Origin of the sequence: Elizabethkingia argenteiflava, assembly GCF_009904105.1 — a bacterium.
Taxonomy (GTDB): Bacteria; Bacteroidota; Bacteroidia; order Flavobacteriales; family Weeksellaceae; genus Elizabethkingia; species Elizabethkingia argenteiflava.
Genome location: NZ_JAAABJ010000637.1, coordinates 26,469 through 50,774, shown reverse-complemented (window position 1 = coordinate 50,774; position 24,306 = coordinate 26,469). Strand labels below are relative to the sequence as shown.

Below are 24,306 nucleotides of genomic sequence, written 5' to 3'. Positions count from 1 at the left end.
ATCTCTAATATTTTTTCATAATTTGCGGTAAAACTGTTCATATTTAATCGTTTGTTAGACTATTAAATTTAGGTATTTAGCTAATAATGAGCAGCTCCCTTTTTTTTATCCTAAATGCACCACGGGTGGATCATAGTGTTTTCATCTCTTGTGTGTTTTTATTAAAAACTTTCGAAAGAGGGTTTTCCCATATAAAGCCCAATTTATATGGAATCTCTAAATATCAAGTTAGTAAGCTAAGAGTGGTTAAATAATCTTATATTCAGCTTTTTATAGCGTTTCAGGAATCTTAAAAAAAACTAGAATGTAAAGCTTAAAAAGAGTATAACAGGATATAGGATGAATTGCTTTTCGCCTTTTAATAGCTTAACTTTGATGAAATTTTTTCATTCATTGGAGGCACTCGTCGATTTACTTGAAAATACAAACAGAAGTGTATTTTTGACAGGCAAAGCAGGAACAGGAAAAACGACCTTCCTAACCAACTTTATTCAGAAAACGCGTAAGAAGCATATTGTAGTAGCTTCTACAGGTATCGCTGCTATTAATGCGGGCGGGGTTACCATCCATTCTATGTTTGGAATGCCCTTACGAACCTTTGTTCCCACAACAGAATATGTAGACCGCAATGTGGCTATTAATATTAAGGATTTGTATACCCATTTCAAGTATAGAAAGGATAAATTAAAATTACTCCGGGAAATAGAACTGATGATAGTGGATGAGGTTTCTATGTTGCGGGCTGATTTACTCGATATGCTTGATCATGCTTTGCGGCACATTCGTAGAAATCAACTCTCATTTGGAGGGGTACAATTATTGTTGATTGGTGATTTATATCAATTACCCCCAGTAGTAAGAGAGGATTCCGAAAGAATTTTGTCAAAATTTTACCCTTCGCCTTTTTTCTTTTCGGCTAAAGCTTTACAGGAAGTCCCCTTGCTGACTGTGGAGCTTACAAAAGTATACCGCCAGCAGGATGAAGCCTTTTTGGAAATTCTCAACGCAGTCAGGGATGCCGATGTCTCTAGGTTAGATTTAAAAAAACTCAATCAACGCTATCAACCCGATTTTGAGCCCCAGGGCGAGGCTTATATACATTTGTGTTCCCATAATCGGATTGCAGATGCAATCAATCAGAAAAAATTGAAAGAACTGGTTGGGAGAACTCAAATTTACAAGGCTTCTGTGGTGGGTAATTTTAATGAAAATCAATACCCTACTGATGAAGTTTTAGAGCTCAAGGTAGGTGCTCAGGTCATGTTTATTCGAAATGATACTTCGCCTGAAAAGAAATTCTATAATGGGAAGCTAGCAGCAATATCCTATGCAGATGGGGAGGTTCTAAAAGCGGTATTAGAAGATTCTCAAGAGGAAATAACCATTACCAAAGAAATATGGGAACAAAAAAAATATTTCTTAGATGCAGATCAAAATGTTCAGGAGGAAATACTCGGGAGTTATGAGCAATTTCCGATTCGCTTAGCATGGGCTGTTACCATTCATAAAAGTCAAGGATTAACCTTTGATAGAGTGATTATAGATGCGGGTAAATCTTTTGTGAGTGGGCAGGTATATGTAGCCTTAAGCCGCTGCCGTACCTTAGAGGGGATTATCCTCAGGTCTAAAATAACCCCTGAAGTGATTTTTAGCGATCCTCGAATAGAACATTTTCAGCAGTCCACCCATGCCAACGATGTATTGAATCAAATTCTGGAACGGGAAAAGTATGATTATGCATTGCATAAAGTACAGATGAGGTTGGATACGGCTTGGTTAAAGGATGCCCTTGTCAACTGGAAAGCATCTGCTTTTTCTACTAAAGCCCTGGACCATGATAAAGTGGGTAAGCTTTCGCATATTTTTAAAATAGAGAGTGAAAAACTTTTTGCTATCTCCGAAAAGTTTAAAAAAATTATACAGCAGAAGGCTAAAAGTTTCATAGAAGGAAGCATTCAATGGTCAGATATAGAAGAGAAATGTAAGGGGGGAGTCGCATTTTTCTATAAAAATGTAACAGAACAGTTTTTGTTGCCGCTAAAAGATTTTTATGCAGAGACCAAAGGTGTTAAAGGTATGAAGGCGTATAATGAATCTGTAAAAATATTCCTCGATGATTTGGAGGAATACATAGACCGGTTAAAAGCATCTAAGCTGCTGGATCTCCCTTTATTTGATAGAGATCAGGAAATAGACACTTCCTCTAAAATAGCTAAAAAGCCTACTCATATTATTACTTTTCAGTTATTTGAAGAGGGTAAAACCCCTGGTGAGATAGCCAAAGAAAGAGGTCTGGTCGTTTCCACCGTATATGGGCATTTGGCCAAGATGGCTGAAGTGGGCTTGGTAGATATAACAAGAATAATCGATGCGAAGAAAATTCAGACATTTGAGATTCAGTATCAAAAAGAAATTTTTGATCATCTCACCGAATGGAAAAAATCTCTGCCTGAGGAGTTTGAGTTTTATGAAATTCGTATTTTGTGGAATCATTTTAACTATCGATATGGAAAATCACCGGAAGTTGAAAGCGAAGAGAAATAGAAACTTATTTTCTACAGATCAATACCAATAATTATGGACCTAAAAAAAATAAAATACTCAATATTAGATCTGGCTTATATTGCACAAGGAAATAGTATTTATAAAACTTTAAAGCATTCGTTGGATTTAGCCATTCATGCTGAAAAGTGGGGTTATGAGCGGTTTTGGCTGGCTGAGCATCATAATATGGTTAATATTGCCAGTTCGGCAACTGCCGTACTGGTAGGGTATATCGCTGGGGGTACTCAAAAAATTAGAGTAGGTTCAGGAGGGGTGATGCTCCCCAATCACAGTTCGTTGGTGGTGGCTGAGCAATTCGGAACATTGGAAACCTTGTATCCTGGGCGTATTGACTTAGGTATTGGTAGAGCACCAGGTACAGATGCTCAGACAGCTAGGGCATTGGGAAGAAATCCACATATCATTAACGCGCAATTTCCGCATCAGATTTCCGAATTACAAACTTATTTCTCAAAAGAAAATAGAAAAGAAGGGGTTCGGGCTATACCTGGGGAGGGATTGGAGATACCCATCTACATTTTAGGCTCTAGTACCGATAGCGCTTGGTTAGCAGCTCAGTTAGGCTTGCCTTATGCTTTTGCCGGGCATTTTGCTCCTGACCATATGGCAGAAGCATTTAATATTTATCGAGAACATTATAAACCTTCCCAAGACTTTCCCCATCCTTATGTAATTGCAGCCATTAATGTCGTTGCAGCCCCAACAGATGAGGAAGCTGATTATCTCGCAACTACCTTATTTCAAGCTTTTCTCAATTTAATCAGAAACGATAGGAAACCTTCTCTTCCTCCGGTAGAGGATATGGATGCTCTGTGGTCTCCTATAGAAGCCATGCAAGTTCGTAGAATGCTTTCTTCCAGTTTAATCGGGGGAGAATCCACTATAGAGAAAAAATTACAGCATTTCCTGAGTGTTTGCCCCATTGATGAAATCATGGTCGTTTCACATATTTATGATCATCAGGAACGATTAAGGTCTTATGAAATTTTTAAAAATATGATCAGTCGTTGATGCTTGAAAAAAAATATATTTGTAAAGATTAAAAGTTATGCGTAGATATATTTCTCTTTCCATACTCAGTGGTCTATTGTTTGCTTTATCATGGCCGGCACACGGAATTCCTGTATTGATCTTTTTTGCTTTCGTACCTTTAATGTTGCTAGAGCATCATCTCGCTAATTTTAGTCGGATCAACAACAAAAAAACAGCCATTTTCGGATTTAGCTTTCTTAGTTTTTTCATCTGGAATATATGCACTACCTGGTGGCTGTTTAATTCTAAAAATCCCGATGGTAGTCATTCCTTTTTAGCCGTGGCTATACCTACGCTATTCAATTCTGTAGCGATGGGGTTGGTTTTTCTTTTTTATCATATTTATAAAAAGAGAATAGGAACTTATCCCGGATTGTTGTTTTTAGTTGCTTTGTGGATTTGTTTTGAGAAATTCCATACTACTTGGGAACTAAGCTGGCCATGGCTTACGTTGGGGAATGTGTTTGCAGGATGGCATCAATGGGTACAATGGTACGATACAACAGGCGTTTTTGGTGGCTCCCTATGGATATTATCCGTCAATGTTTTTACCTATTATGCGTACAGACTTTTTCAGGTAACCCGAAAGAGAAGCTTATTGATTAAGAATATTATTATTTTCCTAGGTATGTTGTTGTTGCCTCTAGGCATTTCATTAATCAAATACCAGCAGCTAAAACTGACTCCGAGTAGCAGAGTGAACGTAGTATTGTTGCAGCCAGATTTGGACCCTTATACCGAAAAATACAACAGAGATAGCTTAACAATTGTACATGGATTACTGGATATTGCAAAAAAGCATGCACAGGGGAAGGTAGATTTTTTTATAGCCCCTGAAACGGCAGTGCCGGGCTATGGGAGCATAAGTGAAAGGGGTTTTAACGATAGCGAAATTCTCAATGAAGTGAACGATTTTACAAAAGCCTATCCTCAATCGACTTTTCTTACAGGGGCTTCTACTCATAAAATATATCCCCATGCAGCCAACACGTCGCACACAGCTTACTTTATTGAGAACCCTGGTGTATGGGTAGATAGCTATAATACAGCTTTGCAAATCATTCCTAATCAGACTATTCAGACTTATCATAAGGGAAGGTTGGTGCCTGGAGTGGAACTTTTTCCTTATATTAACATTTTAAAACCTCTTTTGGGAAATGCCATGTTTAATTTCGGAGGAACGATTGCCTCTCTGGGGAGTGATCCAGAAAGAAAAGTCTTTTCTAATCCGTTTAATACTGTAAAAATAGCGCCCATTATTTGCTATGAAAGCATATATGGAGAATATGTAACAGAATATCTGAAAAAAGGAGCCAATCTTTTAGCGATTATGACGAACGATTCTTGGTGGGGGAATTCCCCAGGCTACCGTCAGTTGTTGGTTTTAGCAAAGCTGAGAGCGATAGAGACGCGCAGAGAAGTGGTGAGGGCTGCAAATAGTGGGGTAAGTGCTCATATCAATGCGAGAGGGGATATTATAGAAAGTCTTCCTTATGGAGCTCAGGGAGCCATACAGATCAGGGCACAGGTCTTTGAGGGAGAAACTCCTTATGTAAAATATGGAGATGTCATTTATAGGATTGCCTTATTTGTATTTGGTTTCCTGTTTATTTATTTTTGGTCTCAAATCTACCTATCACGTAAAAATAAAGTTAAGAAATAATGCAAAATATAATTGGCATAGATATCGGGGGTTCTCATATCACGTTAGCCCAGGTACAACCAGAAAAACATGAGTTGATAAACGCTACTTACCTTCGCGAGAGGGTGGACTCTTTTGCAGCTAGGGAAATTATTCTTCCGGCCTGGGTTTACAATATTAACAGGGTAATAGAGGGTTTGCAAAAAGAAGAATTATTAATAGGAGTAGCGATGCCGGCTCCGTTTGATTATGAAAACGGCGTTTCTTTAATGTTACAAGGTAAATTCCGTTCCCTGTATGAGGTAAACGTTAAGCAGGAACTTATCCAAAGTTTAGGCATAGAATCGAAGCAAATTCATTTTATTAATGATGCAACTGCCTTTTTAGAAGGCGAAATCTATGCTAGTGGGATCCATGGATATCGGCGTATATTTGGCATTACCTTGGGTACGGGATTGGGGACTGCTTTCTATAATGGCAGCGTAGCAACCGATGAAGATTTATGGGATTCCCCTTTCCGCGAGAGTATTTGCGAAGATTATTTGGCTACGCGGTGGTTTGTGAATCGGTATAACACCCTCACGGGTGATACTATTTCGGGCGTTATAGATTTATGGGATAAGTCCGAAGAGATACGCCATCAAATGTTTAATGAATATGCTGTTTCGCTAGCGGAATTTATTCTGAAATATGTTAAATATTATGATCCCGAAATATTGTTGATTGGTGGGAATATTGCCAAATCTTTTCCTTTTTTTTCTGAGCAATTGCAAGATATTTTACAAGAAAATCGGATGGATCTTAACATCCAAATATCCGAAGTTTTTGAAAATGCGGCTATTCTGGGTGCAGCTAGTCATGCTTTAAAGATGAGAAATAAAATATAAAATGCCTCGAGAGATGAGTGTTGGTTTTATGACTTTTTATTTTATTGCTATCCGGTTGGTGGGCTTTTGGTCAAAATTGTAGACTCGCAGATGATGTGAATTCGTTGATGAAAAAGCTGTCTGAGTACGCTTTATCCAAAGGAAATACTCACGCTGATTTGGGGTTGCTTTGGAGGAGGGATTTTTGGACATCCCGGCTGTAAAAATTAGAAATGCGGGGCTTTATACTTATAATGCCAATAAGAGTGAAGGTTTCGCCTGATGGAGTTTATTTCGTTCTAGAAACTCAGAATAGAGGGAGCGTTCTATCAAATTTACCCAAAGAAAAAAGGAAAGACACCGAATATGCGGCAGTGGAATGTGATAATTTTAAAAACGAGTCTAGATTATTTTTCTGTGCTGAAATTTAGGTTATGGGTTAAGATATTTTACGAGCGGCTTTTATATAAGGAAGCGATTACTCATCTAGAAAATGCAAGCACATGATTCAGGCACTGCAGAATTCTAAAAAGAATATCTATCTACTGTCTTTAAAGGGGGAATCATTTAGTCTATCCTGATAAACCGGGCTAGTCATCAATACTTAATGAGAGGGATGAGAGTTATATTTTCAGATGATAGATCAGCCGAATAAGATAAAGAGGAATATCTGAAGAGGACTTCCCCTGACTCATGTTTACCAAAAAATAAAAAATTAATATAAACTTGCTATATAATGAATATTGAGAAAATAGAAATCTTTAATAAGATAGAAAATGCACTGGATGATCACGGGTTTACTATAGTGAATAAAGATGATAAAAGGCCTTGGGGTGGTTTTTTTGTCATTGATGAACAACAGGCACAGCGTTTTGCCGATCATTATTTTGAGGGTATCAAAGTAGAACATTTAAAAAGAGGAGGAAAGCTAAGCCCTAAAATACTTATAGTAGCGCCTCACACGAGATTAAGTTGGCAGTATCATCATAGGAGAGCAGAGATATGGCAAGTGGTAGATGGTGTGGTGGGCGTTAAGCGTAGTCTTACCGACGAAGAAGGAGAAATGAAGGAGTATTTCCCAAAAGATCAGATTAAACTTGAACAGGGGGAAAGGCATCGCTTGATAGGTTTAGATACCTGGGGTGTGGTGGCTGAAATTTGGCAGCATACCGATATGGGTAATCCTTCCAATGAAGAGGATATAGTAAGGGTACAGGATGATTTCGGAAGAGATTGAAACGGACTGGTTCACAGTCATCTTTTTTAACTCTTCCCTCTGAAAAGCAGAGGAGATTTCTTTTTTTAACAGCTACTGTAAATTAAAAAATTAAGGGATAAAAACTTGTGTATTCCAAAAAAAAATATTTATTTTGCACTTCGATTTGAATAAGTAGTATAAAGACTAAAGATATGTCAAAAATTTGCCAGATAACAGGTAAGCGTGCAATGGTCGGGAACCACGTTTCTCACGCCAATAATAAGACCAAAAGACGCTTTGAAATTAATTTATTGGAGAAAAAATTTTACCTTCCTGAGCAGGATAAGCACGTTACTTTGAAAGTATCTGCTCATGGATTGAGAGTTATTAACAAGATTGGTGTAGAAGAAGCTATTGAAAGAGCTACTAGAAACGGATTTATTAAATAATTGAAAAATGGCAAAGAAAGGTAATAGAGTGCAAGTGATTTTAGAGTGCACTGAGCATAAAGAATCCGGAATGCCGGGGATGTCTCGATACATCACGACAAAAAATAAAAAAAATACAACAGAAAGACTAGAGTTGAAAAAATTCAACGCTGTTTTGAAGAAGTATACTGTTCATAAAGAAATTAAATAACTTCTTAAAATAAAAAAAAATGGCTAAGAAAGTTGTAGCAACCCTTCAGACATCCTCTAAAAAAATGACTAAAGTGGTGAAAATGATTAAATCACCTAAGTCTGGCGCATACGTTTTCGAAGAAAAAGTAATGAATGCTGATGAAGTAGATGCATATCTTAAAAAATAATCATAAGTTAAAAACTTACTATACAGTAAACTACCTATTTAGGTAGTTTTTTTTATATATTTGTCAGATACCTGTTTTTATAATATAATGATAGGTTCTTATGTAGATGAAAAAGTAGGAAGCCAGGCGTTCATAGTAAAGGTAATTGCTTAAACAACAAAAGAAGCTCTTATATAAGGTTTTATCAGACTACACTTTTAAAAATAGGAGGGTAGTCAAACTGGATTTTACGCATAAGAAAAATACTTTGCTTATAAAAGTAGATCGGTTTCCGATAAACATAACAAGCCTCTTGAGCAAGGTCTATGCTAGGGGGTAAAAAGTCCTTAAATAGTATTGATATGAAAGGGCGATGATAATTGTTAATATAATTAATATTTAATTAAGTGAGTTGGTTTAAAAAAATATTCAAGCAAGAAGAAAAAGACTCTTTAGACAAGGGTCTAGAAAAATCCAGTCAGTCTTTCTTTGAGAAAATAAGTCGAGCTGTAGTCGGCAAGAGCAAGGTAGACGACGAGGTTCTTGACGATCTGGAAGAAGTTTTAATATCCTCAGACGTAGGCGTAGAAACTACGGTTAAGATTATGAGAAGGATAGAGGAGCGTGTTTCTAGAGATAAATATATGAATATCAGCGAGCTACATACTATATTACGTGAAGAGATTTCCGGTTTGTTGTTGGAGAATCCCCATGTAAATACCCAAAATATTAACCCCAATAAAAGACCTTATATCATCATGGTAGTAGGGGTAAATGGAGTAGGTAAAACGACTACTATAGGTAAGCTTGCCCATCAGTTTAAAGCAGAAGGTTTAAAGGTTGTTCTGGGGGCAGCAGATACATTTAGAGCGGCCGCAGTAGATCAGTTGGTCATTTGGTCGCAGCGGGTAGGCGTACCTATTGTGAAGCAGTTCATGGGAGCGGATCCAGCCTCTGTAGCTTTTGATACAGTACAATCCGCTGTAGCTCAAGATGCAGATGTGGTGCTGATAGATACTGCCGGAAGGCTCCATAATAAGGTTAATCTTATGAATGAACTCTCTAAGATTAAAAGAGTTATGCAAAAATTAATTCCGGAGGCTCCTCACGAAGTATTGCTGGTATTGGATGGTTCAACAGGGCAGAATGCTTTTGAGCAAGCAAAGCAGTTTACGGCTGCCACTGAGGTGACGGCATTAGCCGTTACCAAATTAGATGGAACGGCCAAAGGTGGCGTGGTGATTGGTATTTCGGATCAGTTTCAAATTCCCGTAAAATATATAGGCGTAGGAGAAAAAATGGAAGATTTGCAACTGTTTGATGCAAAGGCTTTTGTTGACTCTTTTTTTCAAAAAAAATAAAATAATTTGTAAATTTTAATTATAATATATTAAATTTGAGTAATCTAAACTAAACTATTTTATAATTCATTAAAAAACAAAATTATGAATTGGATTACTTTTATTGTATTCGGCCTTATTGCCGGAGTAATTGCTAAGGCCATACACCCCGGTAAAGATGTAGGAGGTTGGCTGATTACTATTTTTCTTGGAATTTTAGGATCTATTGTGGGACGTTGGTTAGCAGGATTACTGGGCTGGTATGCTCCCGATAGTTTTTGGAGCTTTAAAAATTGGATTTTCTCAATTGGAGGGGCCGTTTTATTATTGTTTATCTATGGTAGGATAAGGTCTAAATAAGCTTCTTAATGAAGAAGACTAAAAGTAGGGCAGAAATATATTTCTGCCCTACTTTTTTATTGTATTTTGATCATATACGGGAGTGCCATTTGGAGACCTTGTTGGTTAAGGGTGTTAATTTTTTGGAATAAATGATAGCTTTCTTTACCAAATTTAATTTTTATAGCATTAGCGGCTATATTCTCTTCATTCATGTTGTCAAAAAACTTTTCGAGATTACTCTTATCTTTCGGATAAGTCTTAATATTGTAATCTGATATTTTAGCCAAGTTAGCAGCATAATGAATAGCATCTTGTAAACTACCTATCTCATCGACAAGCCCTATCTCTTTGGCTCGGGTTCCGGACCAAACGCGCCCCCCTCCCATAGCATCTATACTTTCAAATGTTTTGTTTCTATTTTGACTAACGAAATAGACGAACCTTTTATAGGTTTGCTCTACATTTTTTTGCAGTATGTTTTTAGTATTGGGGCCCAATCCTGAAATAGGCGAAAACATTTGAGCATTGGGATTGGTAGCTACGATATCGGAGCGAAGCCCATTTTTATGAGCAAGATCTTTGAAATTCATGGCGAGGCCAAAAACTCCAATAGATCCGGTGAGGGTGTTGGCCTCTGAAAATATTTTTTGACCAGCCATAGCAATATAATAGCCTCCAGAAGCTGCGTAATCTCCAAAAGAAACCACCAAGGCTTTTTTTGATTTTAACTGTTGTAATTCGAAAAGAATTTCATCGCTGGCATTTGCACTTCCTCCTGGAGAGTTTATTCTCAGCACCACAGCTTTTATATTATCGTCTTTCTCTATTTTTTTTATCTCACGAATAAAATCTTCAGAATAAATTCCATTATAACCCTTTCCGTTGAATATTTCTCCAGCAGCGTATAATACAGCCACTTTATTTTTAGAAGGTGAAAGTTGGGTGTTATTATTTAAATATTTTACGTAATTCCCAATGGAAATTTTTTTAAGGTCATCAATGCTCCCCAATTTCAATCGATTTCTTAAAATATTGTCATACTCGGATTTCTGAATCAGTTTATCTACCAGTTTATTTTTTAAAGCATATTCAGGTATAATACCATATAGGCTATCTACTATGGTTTTAAACTCACGATCATTTAACTTTCGGGAAACCTCTATTTTTTTTGAAATATTACCCCATATATCATTAAGTAAGGAGGAAAGCTGTTCTCTATTTTCCTCCGAAATTTTATTCGTGATATAGGGCTCTACAGCAGCTTTATATTTGCCGTGGCGAATTACATCTACTCCAATCCCATATTTATTCAATAAATCTTTAACAAAGATGACTTCTGTAGCAAGGCCTTTTAATTCTATGCCACCTGCAGGGTGAAGGTAGTATTGATCGGCAATAGAGGAAAGGTAATAAGCATTCTGTGATACATTATTACCATATGAATAGACAAACTTCCCTGATTTTTTAAAATCTTCTAAAGCTTGTCGTATATCATCTATTTGCGTAATTCCCCCTAAAACATCATCCGATTCAATAGAGATACCAGAGATTCTTTCATCTTGTTTAGCCTCATGAATAGCGTTGAGGATCTCGGATATCTTCGTAGATCGATCCCCGCCTATATCGAAGATAGAAGGCGAAGCTTCCGAGGAAGCCTCAATAATATTATCTTTTAAGTTGAGCGTTAATATGGAGTTATCTTTTATATTTATGCTACCTTTGCTGGAGAGGGATGAGATAAGGATAAGAAAAAATAATCCTGCAATACAGCTAAATCCTAGAATTGAGATGGCAACAATATTGGCCATCACCATTTTAATAAAATTTTTCATTGGCTTTTAATAAACTATAGATTTTATTTTTTTATATGTCGTCAAATAACGTGATTTTGTTACTGGGAAGCAATATTAATTTTCCGGAAAAAAATATTGATTTTGCTATAGAGTTGATTAATAATAATTTAGGAGCGATTATTGCAAAGTCTTCAAAAATAATGACCGATCCAATAGAATTTGTTAGTAAAAATATTTTTTGTAATATTGCAGTGTTAATAAGTACCCAATTTTCACCGATTAAGGTGTTAAATATTGTTAAAAAAATTGAGTATGGAATGGGGCGAACTGAAGATTCTTTTGTAAAAGGATGTTATCAGGATAGGGTAATCGATATAGATATTGTGTGTTTTGGTAATATTAAGTTCTGTTCACACAAATTAACGATACCCCACGATAAACATTTAACGCAGAGGGAGTTTTCGAGAGAATTATTGGATGAATTAAATTTAATTATAAAAAATAAACAATAAACAATACTAAATTTATAATTTAATTGAGTATTGCAAAACGATCATTTATTAACTTAAAATACTAGATTATGAAATTTATGAAATTAAATTTGGCAAGTGTGGCCTTGGCCTTAGCACTGCCAGCTGCCATGTATGGGCAGGATTCCATAGCAGCCCCGGTGACACCCGCAGCGGATGGAGGGGTACAAAATGCACTTACTTCTTCGGCTAGTAAGTCCAAGAGATTTAATGATTGGGCTGTTTCTGCAGGGGGGGGAGCTGCAATCATGAAAACAGGAAGTTTAAATTCCATACGAGATAAAAAATTAATAGGTTGGACGGGATATTTTAGTATTGATAAGGCGTTAACCCATGCTTTTGGATTGAAACTTCAATATGATAAAGGCGAAACTAGACAAGGGGACGTTAGTACTAAAGATCATGTACCTGGCTTAGGTGGTAGAACCCAATATGACGCGATTTCGTTATTAGGAGACTTGAATTTTTCTAATTTATTCAGAAGGGTAGATAGTCGTTCCGCTTACAGATGGGCGCTTCATGGTTACGTGGGGGCTGGTACTTTGGCCTATAGATCCTATTTGCAAGAGCCTGGTCAAAAGTATAATCAAAGTCTAACCAAGGAAGTAAAGCCGTTTAAATTTAATTCATTTTTTGCTCAACTGGGGGGAGGTCTAAAATATAAATTGACTAACTCTATTGACTTAGAAGGTAGATTGATGTGGTTAATTTCTGGAGATGATCAGTTTGATGGATCTAGAGGAGATTATATCAATCCTGCTAAAATTAATCAGAATGATGTTATGACCGGAACTTTAGGTCTCACTTATAATATTGGAAAACATCAGTCTCATTTATTCTGGCATGACCCATTACAGGAAATTTATTACAAATTGGATATCGCGGAAAGCAGAAATCAAGATATTCAAGTATGTAAAAAAGGAGATGCTGATAACGACGGTGTATGTGATGACTGGGATAGAGAGTTGAATACGCCTGCAGGAGCAAGAGTAGATGGTTCAGGTAGAGCTTTAGATACCGACTTAGATGGTGTGATTGACCTTTACGATAAGTGTGTAACTGTTCCGGGGCCTGCCAGCAATAACGGTTGTCCTATAGATGGTAGTGGTAATTTTGGTGGTCAGGGTAATGGCAGCGGTAAAAATCAAGTTGCTACAGAAGTATCAAGAAAATTAGAAGGTATAGAATTTGACTTAAATTCTGATAGAATTCTTTCTTCCAACAGAGAAATTTTAAATAGTGCTGTTAACTATATTAATTCATCTAATACAGGAACTAGATATACAGTGGTAGGAACTACTGATACTAGAGGAAAAGCACAATACAATAAAGTTTTGTCTCAGAGAAGAGCGAATAATGTAAAAAGTTATTTAATTCGTAATGGTGTTTCTGCATCTAAACTTAATGCAATAGGTAGGGGTAAGAGTGATCTTAAATACCCAGAGTGTAATCCTGCCAGCAAATGTCCTGAATGGAAAAACAGAGCGAACAGAAGAGTTTATTTTCAGCAAAGATAAAATAAAGCTCTATTGATAAAAAAAGGTGTGCGAGAGCGCGCCTTTTTTATTTTTAAATGACCCCAAAAAGATTTAATTTTACTTGATGATTAATCATACACCTTTTGATGAGCATATGTTGGAGGATAGCCTTAAACAGTTTTGGGGATATCATCAGTTTAGAGATCAGCAGAAGGACATCATTCAGTCAGTACTATCTGCCAACGATACTTTAGCCTTGTTGCCCACAGGTGGAGGTAAGTCTTTGTGTTACCAGTTGCCAGCGCTTTTTCTAGAGGGTTTAGTATTGGTAATATCACCGCTTTTGGCTCTAATGAAAGAACAGGTATATGGACTTCAGGCAAGAGGAATTCCAGCGATGTATTTAAGTTCAGAGTTGGACGAGGAACAGCAAGATTTGGTCTATCAGTATATGAGAAATGGAGAATATAAAATTATATATATATCCCCAGAGCGACTCACCAACCGGGATTTTTTAGAAAATATAAGCGAAGTAAGGTTAGGTTTAATTGCTGTAGATGAGGCCCATTGCATCTCCGAATGGGGGAGTGATTTCCGGCCCAGTTACCAGAATATAAGAAAATTTAGAAAAGAATATCCTCACCTTCCTTGTCTTGCATTGACAGCCACTGCTTCAGTTAGGGTTATAGAGGAAATTCAACAAAAGCTCGAACTCAGAAATCTTAAGATTTATAAAAAATCTTATAGGCGAGAAAATCTTTATATTCATTTCAGAGAGCTAGCCGATAAGTATAATCATATTTTATATTATTTAAGGAGCAATGAAAAATCTGGGCTGATCTATGTGAGGACCAGAAAAGAAGCAGAGCATTTAAGTAATTGGCTTAAAATTAGTGGAATAGACCGGGTAGATTTTTATCATGCGGGTCTGTCGATTCAAGAAAAGCAGATACGCCAAAACTATTGGCTTAACACTAACAACTATACCCTAGTTTCTACCAATGCTTTTGGAATGGGAATAGATAAGGATAATGTGGGATTTGTAATACACCAGTCTCCTTCTCCTTCTATTGAAAACTATTATCAGGAAATTGGGAGGGCAGGACGAAATGGTCAGGAGGCTGAAACGATATTGCTATGGAATAAAAATGAACTGGCACAGATGGATGATTTGTTCAAAAGTCAGTTAGCGAGTAAAATAGATTATCAGAAAGTATGCTCGTATGCATATTCTTTTTGTCAGGTTGCCGAGCATGAGCAACCCGAAGGTTTTTTTGAAATGCAGACTTCAAAAATACAAACTCTGACTAAAGTTTCGAGGCTAAAAATAGTATCGGTTCTGCGTTTTCTTCATAATCAGGAGATTATTTATTTAAAAGAATCCAAAGGACTATCATCACTGGAATTAAAATTTGATATTTCCGAGTTTGAAGGCTTGGGTAAAAATGATAGCTTCTTTATTGAAAAATTATCGCGTGCGTTGGATGGAATAGCTACTCATAGGACTTATTTTCGCGAAAAGAGGCTAGTGGAAAAAATGAATCTTGAAGAGTCTATTATACGTATGCGTTTAAGAGAACTCCACCAGAAGGGATTTGTCGATTATTTTGATGGTAACGCTGCAGGAATAAAATTTTTGCTTCCGAGAAACGATAGAGATTTACATACCAAGTATTGGAAGCTTTTTTCTAGTATTCAGAAAAATAAAATACAAAAATGGGAAGAAATGAAATTTTTTATTCAGGATTCTTCTCATTGTAAAATGCGGCTTATACTCGCTTATTTTGGAGAAAAGCATACGAGAGATTGCGGTAAATGTAGCTATTGTCTCGCTCATCATAGAAGAATAAGTGATAAAGAATATAAAAAAATCATTTTTGAAGCTCTGATGAGACGGCCCATGAACTTGGATGAATTGACAATTTATTTAAAGCTTTACCCCAAAGCTGAGCTATTAGAACAGCTAAAATCTTTACTGGACAAAAATCAAATTAGAATGTTAAATTACCAAACTTATACTTTATAAATGAATAAACTGAAAGTTGTTTTTTTTGGAACACCCGAGTTCGCAAAGGCCTCTTTAGAGGCCATTCATCAAAGCAAACACGAGGTGGTAGGCGTCGTTACGGTAGCAGATAAAGCAGCGGGGAGGGGCCAAAAAATCACAGCATCACCCGTAAAAATGTATGCGGTGGAGCATGGGATTCCAGTGTTTCAGCCTGAAAAGCTTCGAGACGCCGGTTTTCTTGAGGTTATGGGAGAATTGGAAGCAGATATTTTTGTAGTCGTTGCATTCAGAATGATGCCTAAAGTATTGTTTACGATGCCACGCTTCGGAACTTTTAATCTGCATGCTTCTTTGCTCCCGAATTACCGGGGGGCTGCACCTATTAACTATGCGGTGATGAATGGAGAAAAGAGAACAGGTGTTACTAGTTTTTTTATTAATGAGAAAATGGATGAAGGCCATGTTTTATTACAAGCAGAAACGACAATACATCCAGATGAAGATGCAGGGCAGCTTCACGATCGTCTAATGCAAATGGGAGCACAAGTAGTAGTGAAGACTCTGGATGGTTTAGCAGAGGGGAGTATTCAAGAAAAACCGCAATCCCATTCTGCAGATTTTAAAACGGCTTATAAAATATTTAAAAAGGATACCAGAATTAATTGGGACCAGGATGTTGAGACGGTCTATAATTTTATCAGAGGTCTCTCTCCTTATCCGGCCGCTTTTACAAATATTGAAATTTCTAGTCAGATAAAAACTTTAAAAATATTTAAAGGCAGCTTTGAACATAGAAAGCATAGCCAACGAGCGGGGGAAATCAGCATAGATAAAAACCATTTTGAGATTTATACAAGGGATGGTGTATATTTGCCTCAGGAATTACAATTAGAAGGAAAGAAAAAAATGTCATTAAAAGATTTTCTAAATGGATTTCAAAGTCTTGAATGCATACAAAAACAGCTGTCTTAAGACAGCTGTTTTTGTATGGTGTATTCAATTATACACTTAGTTCTACAATTTCGCTTACTTTTACATCGTAGCCACTAACAATCGGCCGTTGGTCAGGGCTTTGCGTAAGGACTTTCAGGTTGTTAATTCCCAAGTCTTTTAAAATTTGGATGCCTATTCCATAATCTTTATAATTTGCGCGTGCCCGCGGTTGGTCTTGCTTACCGGCTTGATAAGATAAGAATTGCTGAAGCTTACCTATTGTTTTTTCAGTATCCGAAACGTTATTTATAAAGACAATCGCTCCCTTGCCTTCTTCGTTGATCATTTGAATAGCTTTCTCCATTAGTGGCTTTTCTCCATTGAGTAAGCGGTTAAATACATCAAAATAAGCGCTGCTCGATTGTACACGGATGAGTACAGGCTCTTTATCCGCCCATTTCCCCTTTGTCATTACATAGTGGATTTGATCCGTATGCCTTTCTTTATAGGTGTAGAAATTAAAATCACCAAAATGGGTTTTTATAGGAGCTTCTTCAAGTCTTTCTACCAGATCTCCTTGCTTCATTCTGTATTGAATAAGATCTTCAATAGAAACGATTTTTAGATTGTGTTTTTCTGTAAATTTCTTGAGATCTGGTAATCGGGCCATACTGCCATCTTCATTCATAATTTCACAGATTACCCCTCCCTCTGTTAAGCCAGCAAGTCGTGTAAGATCTATCGCGGCTTCAGTATGCCCTGCACGTTTGAGCACTCCTCCTTCTTTTGCTCGAAGAGGGAAGATATGCCCAGGGCGCATGAAGTCCGAAGGGCGGGTCTTTGGATCCATCATTGCTTTAATGGTGCGTGCGCGATCGGCTGCAGAAATTCCAGTAGAGTTGCCATGTCCTAAGAGGTCTATAGAAACCGTAAATGCGGTTTCTTTAGGATCGCTACTACGGCTCACCATAATATCTAAACCTAATTCATCACATCTTGTCTCTGGAAGAGGAACACAGATTAAACCACGGGCATTGATGGTCATAAAGTTAATCATTTCTGGGGTCACCAAATCTGCTGCGCCGATTAGGTCTCCTTCATTTTCGCGGTCTTCATCATCTACTACTACGATCATTTTACCTTGTCGTAGATGTTCCACAGCTTCAGGTATACTATTGAGTTGGATTTTCTCCATTTTTTATGTAAAATTTTTTCTCAAATTTAATTATTCCTCGATTAACCCACAATCTTAATTTCATTAAAGGGAGTGGTTTTTTATTGGCTTGAACATTTTGAATCATCAAATATGGGGTTGATTTTATAAGAAATGACCTTCATAAGATAAGGATATTCTGAATTTATAGCATGCTTAAGCAATATATTAGCCGATCTTGATGTAATGTTTAGATTTGTGAGGGCGAGTTTTTTTCCTTCAATAATAAAAAAAACCGCTCTAGATTGTTCTAGAGCGGTCTAATATTATAGGAATTACATTTTATAATATTACATCATACCAGGCATTCCACCACCCATTGGAGGCATAGCAGCAGGTTCATCTTTTTTTACTTCTGTGATAACACATTCGGTAGTCAAAAGCATTCCAGCAACAGAAGCTGCATTTTCAAGTGCTACTCTGGTTACTTTAGTAGGGTCAATAATACCTGCTTCCAACATATTTACATATTCGTCGGTTTTAGCATTGTACCCAAAATCATTTTCTCCTTCAGCAACTTTAGCAACGATAACAGAGCCTTCACCTCCAGCATTGGCGACGATTTGTCTCAAAGGCTCTTCAATAGCTCTTTTTACGATTTTAATACCAGTTGTCTCGTCGGCATTAATACCAGAAAGATCGCTTAATGAACTGATCGCTCTTACTAAGGCCACACCTCCACCTGCTACGATACCTTCTTCAACAGCGGCTCTTGTAGCATGTAGTGCATCGTCTACTCTGTCTTTTTTCTCTTTCATTTCGACTTCAGATGCGGCACCTACATAAAGAACAGCAACTCCACCAGCTAATTTAGCCAATCTTTCTTGTAGTTTTTCTCTATCATAGTCAGAAGTGGTCGTCTCCATCTGCGCTTTAATCTGGTTGACTCTTCCTTTGATTTTATCTTCCTGGCCACCTCCGTTTACAATGGTTGTGTTATCTTTATCGATAGAAACTTTCTCAGCAGTACCCAACATATCCAATGTAATGTTATCCATCGTGAAACCTTGTTCTTCAGAAATTACCTGTCCTCCTGTAAGGATAGCGATATCTTCTAACATTGCTTTTCTTCTATCTCCAAAACCAGGAGCTTTTACAGCTGCTATTTTAAGAGAACCTCTTAATTTATTCACCACTAAAGTAGCTAAAGCTTCACCTTCTACTTCTTCAGAAATAATCAATAAAGACTTGCCACCTTGTGCAACCGGTTCTAAAACAGGTAATAACTCTTTCATGGAAGAGATCTTTTTCTCTACCAATAAGATATAAGGATTTTCTAATTCAGTAACCATTTTTTCAGGATTGGTTACAAAATAAGGGGATTGGTAACCTCTGTCGAATTGCATTCCTTCTACCACATCTACAGTAGTATCAGTACCCTTAGCCTCTTCTACGGTAATTACACCTTCTTTACCTACCTTACCAAAAGCTTCAGCGATAAGTGCTCCGATGGTTTCATCATTATTGGCAGAAATAGAAGCTACTTGTTGGATTTTTTCTGAAGAATCACCCACTTCCTGAGATTGTGATTTCAGGTTGTCTACGACGCTGGATACAGCTTTGTCAATACCTCTTTTTAAGTCCATTGGGTTAGCACCTGCAGCTACATTTTTTAAACCTTCTCTTACGATAGCCTGTGCTAAAACAGTAGCGGTAGTAGTACCATCTCCTGCAATATCATTTGTTTTGGAAGCCACTTCTTTTACCATTTGTGCTCCCATATTTTCTACTCTGTCTTCAAGTTCTATTTCCTTTGCAACAGAAACTCCATCTTTTGTAATATGAGGAGCTCCGAAAGATTTTTCGATGACTACGTTTCTTCCTTTAGGTCCTAAAGTTACCTTCACCGCATTTGCTAGGGCATCCACACCTCTTTTTAGTGCATCTCTAGACTCGATATCGAATTTAATTTCTTTTGCCATTTTTTTTTATTAAAATGTTTCTAAATAGATAGACGCTCTTCTAAAGACGTCTAATTTGTTTATTTCTTTAATTTTAATCCAATTAGTCTTTGGGACTTATGTTGATTGTAGGTTTATTCTATTATTCCCAATAAGTCGGATTCCCTTAGAATCAAGTAATCTTTTCCGTCTAATCTTAATTCGGAACCTGAATATTTTCCATACAAAACTTTTTCACCTACTTTAACGGTGGTGGGCTCGTCTTTTTTACCAGCACCTACTGCAATTACAGTTCCTTCCTGAGGTTTTTCTTTAGCGGTGTCTGGAATAATAATACCTGAAGCTGTTTTAGTCTCTGCAGCTGTTGGTTCTACTAGAACTCTATCTGCTAGTGGTTTAAAGTTTACTGACATAATTGTATTATATTTTTTTTGTTTTTATCTGCTTCAATCCTCACCAACAATGTGCCAACTAAGAGCGGGCTCTAAATTTGATATTTTGAGGTGAAATTTTGGCAGGTTTTAGATAGCGCAATGATTTTTTGACACTAAAAACAAATCGTTTTCTGCCTTTTTTAATTATTGGGGGCTAACGAAATATTTTTTATAAAGAACTTGCCAGCTTGTGATAAGCTTATAGCTGCAATATTATGTATTGTTTTTAAAGTGTCAGAAGGCAATGATTTGAAGGAAACTGATTTATGATAACCAAGTTTACACTTATATAATTCCAATTATAATGGCAGCTAAGAGCATAACTACAGAAGATCCTATCGCCCACTTTAAGGTGAATTTTAAATGATCTCCAAAATCAACGCCTGCAAGAGATACGAGTAAATAGGTGGAGGGAACTAAAGGACTAAGAAGGTGAGAGGCTTGGCCCACAAGGCTGGCTCTACCTAATATCTCAGGGGGGATACCCAAATGATGTCCAGTAGCTGTAAGAATAGGTAATATCCCGAAGTAATAAGCATCATTAGTCAGGAAAAAGGTTAGAGGAACACTACATACGGCTGTAATAATACTTAAATAACTATCCAAGCTTTTCGGAATGATATCGATAATAGTGTTTCCCATCGCTTGCATAATGCCGGTTTCATTGAGTATACCCGTAAAAATTCCGGCTCCGAAAATCATTCCTCCTACCGCCAGAGCATTGCCTGCATGTTTTGATATAATTTTAGATTGATCCGACGTTTTGGGGTAATTAATAACACTAGCGAGACAAAAAGCGATCATAAAAGCGATACCCAGGGGGATAATATCCAGAATCATCACGGTCATAAGCCCTAATGTAAGCAAAAGGTTTACGATAATGAGCTTAGGTCGTAGTAGGCTGGTATCTTTTTCTCCAGAAATATCTTGTGTACTATATCTATTGTATTTCCCATGTTTCAGTATTCTTTTTTTTTCTTTAACCCCCAGAATATAGGCTACAATAAATACCCAGATAAGGCCTATTAGCATTAAGGGGAGCATAGGGACAAAAATTTCGGTATGTCCCATTTTTAGAGAACTCATGACCCTTGCAGTGGGGCCGCCCCAGGGCAGAATATTCATAATACCCCCTGCTAACATAATAATACAGGTGAGAATTAAGGGGTTCATTCCTTGTTTTTTATAAAGGGGAAGCATAGCGGCTACAACAATAAGATAAGTGGAGGAGCCATCGCCATCTAAAGAAACGAGGCTTGTTAATAAAGCCGTTCCTAGGGTTGTCTTTACAGGATTATCCCCAACGATTTTAATGATTAGATTGACCAATGGATCAAAAAGACCCGTATCTATCATTAGGCTGAAGTAAAGAATGGCGAAAATAAGCATGATGCCGGTGAGAGCAATTTCGATTACGCCGTGCTTCATCATTTTTCCAATGTTAGGGCCTAATCCAGTGATTAGTGCAATTATAATAGGGATAAGCACCAATGCGTTTAGGGGAGTCATTTTTTTTGTCATGATCAGCACCATGAAAATTAAAATCATCAGAAATCCAATAGTTGTAAGCATACTTATAAATTTAAGGGTGGTTTTGTGTTTCTTTTTTTCTCCAGTCAAAATTATTTCTAAAGCCTATATAACCATAATTGCTCGTTTTCTTGATTTCTAATTGATTAATAAATGCCACTTCTAAGGCTGAGTTTTTTCCAGTTTTTATCCCTATACCAGCAGTGATGCGGTTACTATCGAAGGGTTGATCTTTTACAATATTCATTCTAATTTCATTTTTGAAAATCCCATAAAATTTATCTTTTGTATCTTTTATATTGAAAGGAATTTTTATAGAAATCAGGTAGCGCATTCTGACTATAAAATCATCTGGGTTGTTCAGGAAGCGCTCTTCTATACGAAGGCGATTGGATAGAGATATTTTTCCTAGTGACTGATCTATAGTGAGTTGTTGAAAAGGTCTTTTTTCATAGCGAACCTTTTTGGTATCATCAGGTTTATACGATTTTAAAATAAGAAACATAGCTCCTATACCAGGTTTTAGATTTTCACTCACTTTATAATCAAGGTACGAATTAATCAGAAAAAGCCTGGTATCATAAGCCAAGTCAAAAGAACGATATTGACTTAGAGCAGTTAGGGTACTCTTATCAGACACCTTGGCAGCTAATAAATATTGGAACCACATGTTGTAGTTATCTCTGCTTTGTCCTTTTGAAACAATAGAATAAAATATTCCCAAGATAATGAGTATTAATCTCAGATTTTTTTTCATGTAAGGGGAGGATAGTTTTTTTCCAAATATAGGAATTAGAGGATATGAAGGTCTATTTTTTCAGTCAATGACAATTTTTATCAGTGAACTACGTTTTGCAATCAAAAAGATATTATCTTTATTTTTATCTAATACAAAATACATAAGATGTTTTTAATCGTGAACGTTATTGTTTTACTCTTGATTATAATAGGTCTGTTTGTACCTAAAGTATTGAGAGTTTTTATGGAATATCATTGGACGTTTTTTCTCAAATTTCAACACTTTGTATTTTTCTTTGCTTTTATTTTAATTATATTTTTCAGTCAGCGGCATCTTTTGGATAATATGAGTCTTATAAAGAGTATTGTCTTGAACGTTATTCTTAATATGGGAGTATATGCGCTCGTTTATTATTATTTAGTGCCTTTTTTCTATTCATTAAGAAAATATCCACAATTTATATTGTATGCATTAATCTGCTTCTTAGTCTCTAGTTTAAGTCGTGCTGTTTTAGAACCCGTTACTTTTAATTTTAATTTCACCTATAAAGATGATTATGTGATTTTTCTTTACAATATCTATCTCGTTCAAAGTATTGTTATCCTTATGGCGTCGTTTTTAGGGATTACAAAAAATAAATTTTTGATAGAACAAGATATGATTGATTTGGGACGAAAACAGGATCAACTGAGTTTAAACTTATTAAAATCGAGGATAAGCCCCCACTTCTTATTGAACACACTTAATAATATTTATGCTGATAGTTTTTTTAGCTCTTCAGAAAATGGTTCTGACTCTATTTTGCAACTCAGCAAACTTTTGCAATATGTACTCTACGAAAGTGGAAAAGAAAAGGTAAGTGTAGCTCAGGAATTACGGGGTATTTATGCTCTTAAAGAGCTTTATCAGCTAAGATATAAGAATAAATTAGATATTGCCTTTGATATGGATGATGCAGAGGTGTTCAATATAATTGAAGTTCCTCCTACCATATTGCTTACCCTATTTGAAAATGCATTGAAACACTCTGCTATAGGTTCAGAATCCGGTAGTTATATAAAATTAAAGTGTAGAGTCGAAAATGGAGCCTTGCTTTTTGGCATTATAAATTCGGTTGCTGAGGACAAGGAAAAGGCGATTGATGTAGGCTATAAGGGACTAGGGAATAGTATGATAATTAAGGTTCTAGAGAAATATTATTACAGAAATTTTTATTTCTTCTCCGGATCGGTATATAATAATAATTATAAAACGCTATTAAAGATTAATATTGATGGCTAAATTAAGCATTGTAAATGTAGATGACGAATATCCTGCATTGCAACTCATTAACCGGTATTGTAGTCAGATCGCCAATGTCGAACTGATGGAATCCTTTCAGAACGCTCAAAAGGCTTTGCGATATCTTAAAGAACATAAGGTAGACCTCTTGGTTCTGGACATCAACATGCCTAATATGAGTGGTATTCAACTGCTTCAGAAACTGTCCTATCGCCCACTTTGTATATTTCTTACCTTGGAACCACAGTATGCAGTACAAGCTTTCGAATTGGATGTGGTACATTATCTTGTGAAACCTGTAAGTTTTGAATCTTTTAATAGAGCGATTGATAAAGCTAGGAAATTTTTACAAATTCGAAATCTAGATTCATCCAAAGAAGAGGATAATTTTATTATGTTTAAGTCCAATAATGTCATAAATAAAATTTTTCTCAAGGATATTTTATGGATACAGGGTTGTAGTGAATATATTATTTTGGTTACCCCTATTAAAAAATATATGGCTTTGGAGAGACTTTCTCATTTTGAAGAAAAATTTCGTCATCTGGGATTTATTAGAATTCATAAGTCCTATATTGTACTTTTATCTCATATTAAATCGTATGATGCTTCTCATATTTATCTAATCACGGGGGATAGCCTTCCATTCGGGAGGACTTATAAAGCCTCTTTAAAAGAAAATCTCAATAAATAA

At 36.4% G+C, this 24,306-nt stretch carries 22 protein-coding genes; 16 read left to right on the top strand and 6 right to left on the bottom strand.

The features are described from left to right. Nucleotides 1–375 precede the first annotated feature (375 nt). The 10 genes from GNY06_RS11615 to GNY06_RS11570 all read left to right on the top strand — a co-directional run bounded on the left by GNY06_RS11615 (nt 376) and on the right by GNY06_RS11570 (nt 9,790). A complete protein-coding gene (locus tag GNY06_RS11615) occupies nt 376–2,544 on the top strand; it encodes a helix-turn-helix domain-containing protein (RefSeq protein ID WP_166520221.1) in 2,169 nt (722 codons plus the stop codon). 33 nt (nt 2,545–2,577) lie between these two features. Beyond that, nucleotides 2,578–3,576, top strand: coding sequence for an LLM class flavin-dependent oxidoreductase (locus GNY06_RS11610; protein WP_166520216.1), 999 nt, complete (start codon nt 2,578–2,580; stop codon nt 3,574–3,576). A gap of 37 nt (nt 3,577–3,613) precedes the next feature. Then, on the top strand, nt 3,614–5,260 hold the full coding sequence (gene lnt, locus GNY06_RS11605) for an apolipoprotein N-acyltransferase (protein WP_166520215.1): 1,647 nt from the start codon (nt 3,614–3,616) through the stop codon (nt 5,258–5,260). Beyond that, nucleotides 5,260–6,126, top strand: a complete 867-nt coding sequence (locus GNY06_RS11600; RefSeq protein ID WP_166520214.1) for an ROK family protein — start codon at nt 5,260–5,262, stop codon at nt 6,124–6,126. Before lnt ends, GNY06_RS11600 begins: the two co-directional genes overlap by 1 nt. Before the next feature lie 715 nt (nt 6,127–6,841). Further along, entirely contained in the window at nt 6,842–7,342 is a 501-nt protein-coding gene (locus tag GNY06_RS11595; protein WP_166520213.1) for a cupin domain-containing protein, read from the top strand. Between the two features lie 173 nt (nt 7,343–7,515). Continuing rightward, nucleotides 7,516–7,752, top strand: a complete 237-nt coding sequence (rpmB, locus tag GNY06_RS11590) for a 50S ribosomal protein L28 (protein ID WP_166520212.1) — start codon at nt 7,516–7,518, stop codon at nt 7,750–7,752. A 7-nt stretch (nt 7,753–7,759) separates the two neighbouring features. Beyond that, on the top strand, nt 7,760–7,942 hold the full coding sequence (rpmG, locus tag GNY06_RS11585; protein ID WP_009085751.1) for a 50S ribosomal protein L33: 183 nt from the start codon (nt 7,760–7,762) through the stop codon (nt 7,940–7,942). A gap of 19 nt (nt 7,943–7,961) precedes the next feature. Beyond that, nucleotides 7,962–8,111 (top strand): DUF4295 family protein, encoded by a 150-nt coding sequence (locus GNY06_RS11580; protein ID WP_166520211.1) that lies wholly within the window; start codon nt 7,962–7,964, stop codon nt 8,109–8,111. A 386-nt stretch (nt 8,112–8,497) separates the two neighbouring features. Continuing rightward, nucleotides 8,498–9,451, top strand: a complete 954-nt coding sequence (gene ftsY, locus GNY06_RS11575) for a signal recognition particle-docking protein FtsY (RefSeq protein ID WP_166520210.1) — start codon at nt 8,498–8,500, stop codon at nt 9,449–9,451. Between the two features lie 84 nt (nt 9,452–9,535). Next, nucleotides 9,536–9,790: a GlsB/YeaQ/YmgE family stress response membrane protein gene (locus GNY06_RS11570; protein WP_166520209.1), complete on the top strand. Its 255-nt coding sequence runs from the start codon at nt 9,536–9,538 to the stop codon at nt 9,788–9,790. A gap of 56 nt (nt 9,791–9,846) precedes the next feature. On the opposite strand, the gene sppA is transcribed toward GNY06_RS11570, so the two are convergent. After that, on the bottom strand, nt 9,847–11,604 hold the full coding sequence (gene sppA / locus GNY06_RS11565; protein WP_166520208.1) for a signal peptide peptidase SppA: 1,758 nt from the start codon (nt 11,602–11,604) through the stop codon (nt 9,847–9,849). 35 nt (nt 11,605–11,639) lie between these two features. Here sppA and folK point away from each other — a divergent pair, with 35 nt between their 5' ends. The 4 genes from folK (at nt 11,640) to fmt (ending at nt 16,553) form a co-directional block, all read left to right on the top strand. Continuing rightward, nucleotides 11,640–12,077 carry a 2-amino-4-hydroxy-6-hydroxymethyldihydropteridine diphosphokinase gene (folK, locus tag GNY06_RS11560; protein ID WP_166520207.1) on the top strand — a complete coding sequence of 146 codons (438 nt, stop codon included), beginning with the start codon at nt 11,640–11,642 and terminating at the stop codon, nt 12,075–12,077. 77 nt (nt 12,078–12,154) lie between these two features. Next, nucleotides 12,155–13,612, top strand: coding sequence for an OmpA family protein (locus GNY06_RS11555; protein WP_166520220.1), 1,458 nt, complete (start codon nt 12,155–12,157; stop codon nt 13,610–13,612). An 85-nt stretch (nt 13,613–13,697) separates the two neighbouring features. Further along, nucleotides 13,698–15,599 carry a RecQ family ATP-dependent DNA helicase gene (locus GNY06_RS11550; RefSeq protein ID WP_166520206.1) on the top strand — a complete coding sequence of 634 codons (1,902 nt, stop codon included), beginning with the start codon at nt 13,698–13,700 and terminating at the stop codon, nt 15,597–15,599. Next, complete coding sequence (gene fmt / locus GNY06_RS11545; RefSeq protein WP_166520205.1) at nt 15,600–16,553, top strand: methionyl-tRNA formyltransferase; 954 nt, start codon at nt 15,600–15,602, stop codon at nt 16,551–16,553. Nucleotides 16,554–16,581: 28 nt separating this feature from the next. On the opposite strand, the gene ribB is transcribed toward fmt, so the two are convergent. The 5 genes from ribB to GNY06_RS11520 form a co-directional block, all read right to left on the bottom strand. Next, nucleotides 16,582–17,709 carry a 3,4-dihydroxy-2-butanone-4-phosphate synthase gene (gene ribB, locus GNY06_RS11540; RefSeq protein WP_166520204.1) on the bottom strand — a complete coding sequence of 376 codons (1,128 nt, stop codon included), beginning with the start codon at nt 17,707–17,709 and terminating at the stop codon, nt 16,582–16,584. 308 nt (nt 17,710–18,017) lie between these two features. Continuing rightward, a complete protein-coding gene (gene groL, locus GNY06_RS11535) occupies nt 18,018–19,649 on the bottom strand; it encodes a chaperonin GroEL (RefSeq protein ID WP_166520203.1) in 1,632 nt (543 codons plus the stop codon). Between the two features lie 113 nt (nt 19,650–19,762). After that, a complete protein-coding gene (locus GNY06_RS11530; protein ID WP_166520202.1) occupies nt 19,763–20,041 on the bottom strand; it encodes a co-chaperone GroES in 279 nt (92 codons plus the stop codon). A 306-nt stretch (nt 20,042–20,347) separates the two neighbouring features. After that, the gene (locus GNY06_RS11525; protein WP_166520201.1) at nt 20,348–21,634 is read right to left on the bottom strand and encodes a CitMHS family transporter; all 1,287 of its coding nucleotides are present in this window, start codon (nt 21,632–21,634) and stop codon (nt 20,348–20,350) included. A 10-nt stretch (nt 21,635–21,644) separates the two neighbouring features. Then, complete coding sequence (locus GNY06_RS11520) at nt 21,645–22,349, bottom strand: DUF2490 domain-containing protein (protein WP_166520200.1); 705 nt, start codon at nt 22,347–22,349, stop codon at nt 21,645–21,647. 147 nt (nt 22,350–22,496) lie between these two features. On the opposite strand from GNY06_RS11520, the gene GNY06_RS11515 reads away from it, so the two are divergent. Further along, on the top strand, nt 22,497–23,612 hold the full coding sequence (locus tag GNY06_RS11515) for a sensor histidine kinase (RefSeq protein ID WP_244614426.1): 1,116 nt from the start codon (nt 22,497–22,499) through the stop codon (nt 23,610–23,612). Next, complete coding sequence (locus GNY06_RS11510; protein ID WP_166520199.1) at nt 23,605–24,306, top strand: LytR/AlgR family response regulator transcription factor; 702 nt, start codon at nt 23,605–23,607, stop codon at nt 24,304–24,306. The genes GNY06_RS11515 and GNY06_RS11510 overlap by 8 nt, the downstream gene beginning before the upstream one ends.

What these genes read in the sequence shown, in the direction of transcription:
- rpmB (WP_166520212.1), top strand. Translation starts at nt 7,516, where the DNA reads ATGTCAAAAATTTGCCAGATAACAGGTAAGCGTGCAATGGTCGGGAAC.
- GNY06_RS11615 (WP_166520221.1), top strand. Translation starts at nt 376, where the DNA reads ATGAAATTTTTTCATTCATTGGAGGCACTCGTCGATTTACTTGAAAAT.
- sppA (WP_166520208.1), bottom strand. Translation starts at nt 11,604, where the DNA reads ATGAAAAATTTTATTAAAATGGTGATGGCCAATATTGTTGCCATCTCA.
- ribB (WP_166520204.1), bottom strand. Translation starts at nt 17,709, where the DNA reads ATGGAGAAAATCCAACTCAATAGTATACCTGAAGCTGTGGAACATCTA.
- GNY06_RS11570 (WP_166520209.1), top strand. Translation starts at nt 9,536, where the DNA reads ATGAATTGGATTACTTTTATTGTATTCGGCCTTATTGCCGGAGTAATT.
- GNY06_RS11520 (WP_166520200.1), bottom strand. Translation starts at nt 22,349, where the DNA reads ATGAAAAAAAATCTGAGATTAATACTCATTATCTTGGGAATATTTTAT.
- GNY06_RS11525 (WP_166520201.1), bottom strand. Translation starts at nt 21,634, where the DNA reads ATGCTTACAACTATTGGATTTCTGATGATTTTAATTTTCATGGTGCTG.
- GNY06_RS11595 (WP_166520213.1), top strand. Translation starts at nt 6,842, where the DNA reads ATGAATATTGAGAAAATAGAAATCTTTAATAAGATAGAAAATGCACTG.
- folK (WP_166520207.1), top strand. Translation starts at nt 11,640, where the DNA reads ATGTCGTCAAATAACGTGATTTTGTTACTGGGAAGCAATATTAATTTT.
- fmt (WP_166520205.1), top strand. Translation starts at nt 15,600, where the DNA reads ATGAATAAACTGAAAGTTGTTTTTTTTGGAACACCCGAGTTCGCAAAG.
- GNY06_RS11600 (WP_166520214.1), top strand. Translation starts at nt 5,260, where the DNA reads ATGCAAAATATAATTGGCATAGATATCGGGGGTTCTCATATCACGTTA.
- GNY06_RS11515 (WP_244614426.1), top strand. Translation starts at nt 22,497, where the DNA reads ATGTTTTTAATCGTGAACGTTATTGTTTTACTCTTGATTATAATAGGT.
- GNY06_RS11580 (WP_166520211.1), top strand. Translation starts at nt 7,962, where the DNA reads ATGGCTAAGAAAGTTGTAGCAACCCTTCAGACATCCTCTAAAAAAATG.
- GNY06_RS11550 (WP_166520206.1), top strand. Translation starts at nt 13,698, where the DNA reads ATGATTAATCATACACCTTTTGATGAGCATATGTTGGAGGATAGCCTT.
- GNY06_RS11555 (WP_166520220.1), top strand. Translation starts at nt 12,155, where the DNA reads ATGAAATTAAATTTGGCAAGTGTGGCCTTGGCCTTAGCACTGCCAGCT.
- GNY06_RS11530 (WP_166520202.1), bottom strand. Translation starts at nt 20,041, where the DNA reads ATGTCAGTAAACTTTAAACCACTAGCAGATAGAGTTCTAGTAGAACCA.
- GNY06_RS11510 (WP_166520199.1), top strand. Translation starts at nt 23,605, where the DNA reads ATGGCTAAATTAAGCATTGTAAATGTAGATGACGAATATCCTGCATTG.
- groL (WP_166520203.1), bottom strand. Translation starts at nt 19,649, where the DNA reads ATGGCAAAAGAAATTAAATTCGATATCGAGTCTAGAGATGCACTAAAA.
- GNY06_RS11610 (WP_166520216.1), top strand. Translation starts at nt 2,578, where the DNA reads ATGGACCTAAAAAAAATAAAATACTCAATATTAGATCTGGCTTATATT.
- lnt (WP_166520215.1), top strand. Translation starts at nt 3,614, where the DNA reads ATGCGTAGATATATTTCTCTTTCCATACTCAGTGGTCTATTGTTTGCT.
- rpmG (WP_009085751.1), top strand. Translation starts at nt 7,760, where the DNA reads ATGGCAAAGAAAGGTAATAGAGTGCAAGTGATTTTAGAGTGCACTGAG.